General features: G+C 74.5%; 3 protein-coding genes and 1 pseudogene. 3 read left to right on the forward strand and 1 reads right to left on the reverse strand.

Features of this window, described 5'->3' with window-relative positions:
* Together F8274_RS32170 and F8274_RS29880 are read left to right on the forward strand one after the other, a co-directional pair.
* Window positions 1-256, forward strand: a pseudogene (locus F8274_RS32170) (hypothetical protein); the annotation flags it as partial.
* 144 nt (window positions 257-400) lie between these two features.
* On the forward strand, window positions 401-1078 hold the full coding sequence (locus F8274_RS29880) for a hypothetical protein (protein ID WP_151465686.1): 678 nt from the start codon (window positions 401-403) through the stop codon (window positions 1076-1078).
* 45 nt (window positions 1079-1123) lie between these two features.
* Here F8274_RS29880 and F8274_RS29885 read toward each other — a convergent pair whose 3' ends face one another.
* Window positions 1124-2383 carry a glycoside hydrolase family 6 protein gene (locus tag F8274_RS29885; RefSeq protein ID WP_370518291.1) on the reverse strand — a complete coding sequence of 420 codons (1260 nt, stop codon included), beginning with the start codon at window positions 2381-2383 and terminating at the stop codon, window positions 1124-1126.
* A 221-nt stretch (window positions 2384-2604) separates the two neighbouring features.
* Here F8274_RS29885 and F8274_RS29890 point away from each other — a divergent pair.
* Window positions 2605-4757 (forward strand): transglycosylase domain-containing protein (locus F8274_RS29890; RefSeq protein WP_151465687.1); only part of this gene is annotated, 2153 nt, incomplete at its 3' end.

Below are 4757 nucleotides of genomic sequence, written 5' to 3' on the forward strand. Positions count from 1 at the left end.
CGCGCGTGCGGGTCAGGCCGGCTCCGGGGAGTCCTCCGCGCCGCGTCCGTCCCGCTCGGACGTGGACCCGGTCCCGGCCAGGCCGGCCCCGCCGAGCGGCGGTGCGGCCGGGTCGCCGGGCAGCGGCCACGGTGAGGCGGCCGTCGCGGGCGCGACCCCGTGGACCCCGCCGGCCCTGGTCGCTCACCGCAGCGGCCCGGCCGACGGCCCGCCGCCCGCCTCGCGCTCGCCCCGCCCGGGCACCCGGCCCGCCTGACCGGCCCGCGGTGGCGGCCGCCACCGCGCACCGCACCGGCTACCTCCCCGCGACACGCTGCACGGCCGCTCACGGCCGGCGCCGGACGACGACCGCTCCCGGCGCCCCCCACTGACGCGATCACCCTGGTGACCAGGAGTCTTCATGAGCACAGCCACACCCGTCGTCCGGGCCCGGTGGTGCGACATCGGCCGCATCGCCGATCTCGTCGCCGAGGCCCTCTCCCCGACCGCGCTCGCCGCGTGGCTCGTCCCCGACACGCACCGCCGCACCGCCGTCCTGGCCGCCGTGGCCCGGATCTGGACCGAACACGCGATGCTCTTCGGCGACGCGTTCCTGCTCCGGGACGGCACGGCGGCGACCGTCTGGTTCCACCGGTACCGGCCGATCCCGTCGCCGAACCGGTACGCCGACCGCCTGGCCGCGGCCGCCGGCCCGGACGAGGAGCGCTTCCTGCGGCTCGACGAGGCGCTCGCCGCCCGCCGGCCGGCCGAGGCGCACAACCATCTCGCGTTGCTGGCCGCGCCGGGCCCGGCGGCCGCCCGCCGGGCCGCCGCCGTGCTCGTCGGAGCGCAGCGGTGGATGGACACGCTGAGCCTGCCCACGTACGCGGAGGTGTTCACCGAGACCGACCGGGACCTGTTCCGGCGGCACGGGTACGCCGACCGGGATGCCTTCGCGGGACCCGGCGACACCACCACCCACCCGATGTGGCGGCTCTCGCCGTTCTGGGCCAACCGGTCCGGCGGCAACGGCCGCTGGCCGGTGCGCCGGATCACCCGGACCCGCAACGGCCGGGCCACCGGGTGGGCCCTGCGCTGAGCAGGATCCGGGCCGGGGCGGTCGGCCGCCCCGGCCCGGGTCGGTTCAGCGCAGCGGCGGGTTGGCGTACCGCACCAGTTCGAGGGCCTGCTCGGGGAACCAGGCGCCGGCCGCCGGGTCGGCCATGCCGCCGCGTGCCGGGTCCCGGCCGGTGCCGGTGCCCCGGTCGCACTGCCCGTCGGACTGGCCGGGCGTCTTCACCCAGAGGAACGCGTCCGCGAGCGGGTCACCGGTGGCGGTGGTGGGCCGCAGGCCCAGCCCCCGGTCCGGCGGGTTGCACCAGGTCTGCGGGTCCGGCCAGGTCACCCCGGCCGGCGGGGTCCACGGCCCCTGCCCGTTGCGGCTCGTGTCGACCACGAAGTGGGCGAGTTGGCCGGCCGGCACGTCGCCGACGTTCTCGGCGTACCAGGCGTCGGTGCGGACCCAGGTGCTGAAGTCGGCCGGGTCGGCCGGGGAGTACTGGCTGGCGCACCACTCGAAGTGGCCGCGCGCCCACTCGGGACCCGCCGTGCCGTAGTGGACGCACTTGGAGATCCAGTTGCCGTACTTGAGCTGCCGTTCGGTCGTCTCGTAGTTGGAGACATTGAGGAAGAAGCCGTCGGCCCGGTCGACACCGGCCTTGACCAGCCGGTCGGCGGCGTCGCCGACACCGAGCCAGGCGCTGTGCGTGCCGTCGAGGTAGACGCTGGTGCGGGGCAGTGCGGCGAGCTTGTCGACGGCGTAGTTGAGCATGGCGAACCGGTCGGCGGCGGCCGTCGCCGGGTCCGCCTCGGCCGGCTGGCACCAGTCCTGGGTGCCGTTGATCGTGGTGTACCAGGGGATGATGCCGAGGCCGTCCGGCTCCAGCATGACGGCCACCTCGTGCCGGCCGATGCCCCGGGCGAGGCCGTCGATCCACTCCTCGTACTCGGCCACCGAGGTGGCGCCGCCGGCGGAGTACTGCGCGCAGTCGCGGAACGGGATGTTGTACGCCACGAGCACCGGCACGGTCTTCCGGGCGGCCGCCCGGCGCACCTCGGCGTTGACCGTCCGGGTGACCTGGGCGGCGGAGCCGCCGGTGACCCAGACCGCCTGGGGCGTACGGACCATGGCGGCCAGCGCGGCCGCCTGCCGGTAGTGCCCGGTGGCGGTGAGCCGGGCGATCTGGGCCACCGCCCCGTGGTCGGGTCGGGGGGTGTAAAAGCGCACGCCGTCGCGGAGTTCGGCGCCGGCCGGCGCGGGCGAGAAGGGCACCGCGGCGGCGAGGGTCGCGGCGACGGCGGCGACGGCGGTCAGGGCGCGCCGCCGGAAGGGAGTCAGGGCCACGTCTTGCTCCTGAAGGGACGGGGGAACGGGCGATGGGAGCGTTCCCGCAGCTCGTCAGAGCCTGCCCGGCGCAGCCGCGACTGTCAATGTCCCCGGGCGCTCGACGCGGTGGTCGCCGCGGCGAAGAACGCCGGACGCCGGTGCCGTCGCCGCAGCTCCGCTAGCCTGCGAGCCGGACAGGGACACGATTCGGCCGAGCAGTCGGAGGGTATCGGGTGCGGATGCGTGAAACCGGTGACCACGACGCCGACGGCTCCGCGACCCCCACTCCGGGGCGGAGGCGCCGGCGGCACCGCCTGCTGGTCGTGCTGGCGGTGTTCGCGCTGCTGGCGGGCTCCGGCCTGGTGGCCGGCGGCTACTACTTCGACAGCGTGCCGACCCCCACCGACCTCAAGCTGCCGGAGTCGACCACCGTCTACTACGCCGACGGGCGCACGCCCATGGCAAAGCTGGGCGCGGAGAACCGCACCATCGTCCCGTACGACCAGATGAACGACTCGGCCAAGCAGGCCATCGTGGCCGCCGAGGACCGGACCTTCTGGAGCAACAAGGGCGTGGACTTCAAGGGCGTGCTCCGGGCGGCCTGGGCGAACGTCACCGGCGGGCAGCGGCAGGGCGCCTCCACCCTCACCCAGCAGTACGCACGGGTCGCCGCCGACCTGCGCGGGGTGACCTACTCCCGGAAGCTGCGCGAGGCGGTGGTCGCCTGGAAGCTGGACGACGCGTACAGCAAGGAGGAGATCCTCGGCTTCTACCTGAACACCGTCCCGTTCGGGCGGGGCGCGTACGGGATCGAGGCGGCCGCGCAGACCTTCTTCGGCAAGACGGTGCGCCGGGACGCCCCGCCGCAGCAGCAGCTCACCCAGGCCGAGGCCATGGTGCTCTGCGCCATGGTGAAGCAGCCGGAGGCGGACCCGGCCGACCCCGAGGGTTCGCCCGGCTACGACCCCCGGCGCAACGCCCTGGCCAAGCAGAACTCGATCGACCGCTGGAACTACGTCCGTGACGGCATGGTGAAGCTCGGTTACCTCACGTCGGAGCAGGCGGCGAACCTGGCGTACCCGGACTCGGTGCGGCCCATCGACCCGACCGCGGGCCGCTCGGGCCTGGACCGGCCGACCGGCCTGGTGGTCAACCACGTGCTCAGCGAGCTGCGGGAGACCGAGCCGTTCCGCGGCAGGCCGGACGAGGTGATCCGCGACGGCGGCTACAAGATCGTCACCACCATCGACAAGCGGGTGCAGGACGCCGCGGAGGCCGCCGCCGACATCCGCCGGGACAGCGCACCGGAGGCGGTCCGCGGCCAGCCGAAGAACTGGCAGGCCGCGCTCGTCGCGGTGGAGCCCGGCACCGGCCGGGTGCTCGGCTACTACGGCGGCAACAGCGGCTCCGGCGCCGACTACGCCGGCTGGTACCGCGACGAGAACGGCCAGGCCCGCGGGTTCGGCCAGCACCCGCCGGGTTCGTCGTTCAAGGTGTACGACCTGGCCGCCGCCGTCGAGAACGACATCTCGGTGAAGCAGCGGTTCGACTCCCCCGACACCAAGGAGTTCCCCGAGTCGGGGCGCACCAAGGGCAGCGCGGCGGGCCCGATCCGCAACGCCGAGCACGCGCCCTGCCAGCCGAAGTGCGCGCTCTGGGAGGCGACCGTCGCCTCGCTGAACGTCACCTACTTCGAGCTGACCGAGAAGCTCGGCACCGCCACGGTCATCGACATGGCGAAGCGGGCCGGGGTCGAGTCGATGTGGGAGACGGTCAGGGGCAACCCGCAGCCCCAGCGGGTGGACCTGCGGAGCGAGCCCGCCGACGAGGTGGCCCGGCGGTTCTCCACCGAGGTCGGCATCGGCCAGTACGGCATCAGCGTCCAGGACCACGCCAACGGGATGGCCACGTTCGCGGCCGGCGGCAAGCGGGCCGAGGCGCACTTCGTCCGGTCGGTGACCAAGGGCGACGACAAGGTGTGGGGCGAGCAGCTCAAGACGACGGACCTGGGCCTCGACCAGGAGGCGATCAACCAGCTCGACTGGACGCTGCGCCGGGTCAAGGCGGCCGAGCTGGACAACGACTGGGACTCGGCCGGCAAGACCGGCACCTGGCAGGCCGGGCAGAGCACCACCCAGAACGTGCACACGTGGATGGTCGGCTGGACCGGGGCGCTCGCCTCCGCCGTCTGGCTGGGCACCACCGACGGGAAGCCGCTGCGGACGACGGGCGGCAGCTACGAGGTCTACGGCTCCACCGGGCCGGGGCCGATCTGGCGGCAGTTCATGGCGGACGCCACCGCGGCGTTGAAGCTCGACCCGGACAAGTACCGGTTCGCCGAGCCGGCGTTCCCGGACGACGCCCCGGAGACCACCGCCCCGGCCCCGCCGCC

The sequence above is a fragment of the Micromonospora sp. AMSO31t genome, assembly GCF_008868175.1.
Lineage (GTDB): Bacteria > Actinomycetota > Actinomycetes > Mycobacteriales > Micromonosporaceae > Micromonospora.